The sequence below is a fragment of the Pseudoxanthomonas kalamensis DSM 18571 genome (assembly GCF_010211745.1).
Lineage (GTDB): Bacteria > Pseudomonadota > Gammaproteobacteria > Xanthomonadales > Xanthomonadaceae > Pseudoxanthomonas_A > Pseudoxanthomonas_A kalamensis.
The window spans coordinates 1-584 of record NZ_PDWQ01000097.1 but is presented as its reverse complement, the minus strand read 5'-3'; the positions used below and the strand labels follow the sequence as shown (position 1 = coordinate 584).

Annotated in this window: 2 pseudogenes; one reads left to right on the top strand and one right to left on the bottom strand. The window is 70.7% G+C overall.

The annotated features are described in order from the left end of the window. Positions 1-263 (top strand): annotated as a pseudogene (locus CSC70_RS14640) (hypothetical protein); the annotation flags it as partial. On the opposite strand, the pseudogene CSC70_RS14195 reads toward CSC70_RS14640, so the two are convergent. Beyond that, positions 226-483, bottom strand: a pseudogene (locus CSC70_RS14195) (sodium-independent anion transporter); the annotation flags it as partial. The pseudogenes CSC70_RS14640 and CSC70_RS14195 overlap by 38 nt on opposite strands. Positions 484-584 lie beyond the last annotated feature (101 nt).

Here is a 584-nt window from a genome sequence, read left to right as displayed (position 1 = left end):
CCCCTGACACCTATTTCGAGGTGATCGACCAGCGCATCCCCGAGCCTGGCGAAGCCGCCGCGCGGCTGGCGCAGCACAAGACCCTGATCGACCCCGACCCGGAACCGCACCAGCGCCAGCTGCTGCCGATATTCACCCCCACCGCGGCCGGGCCGATCCTCTCCGCGACCACCCCGCCCCCGGACCACCCGGGGTTCCGCCAGGGCACCCTCCCGGCCCCGTCCGCACCCCACCCGCCCCCCCCGCCGCCAGATTGTGGGTGAACACCGTGACCGCCACGGTGGCCAGCATCACCACGCTGGAGGTGCGCGGGTGGGTCACCACGGTGCGCAGCGAGCGCCAGTCGAAGGTCTCCGCCGACACCATCACCATGATCGCCACCAGCGCCACCACCGGCACCTGCGACACCCACGGCTTGAGCAGCACCATCAGGATCAGCAGAAACACGCCGGCAAACAACGTGGACAGCCGGCCACGGCCGCCGCGTCCCGTCGCCCATCGCGCGCAGCCGCCGGGAACTGCGGACGGCGGCGCGGTGACCGAGTCACAGATGGTCGACAAGAACAGCGGGGATCAATAACACA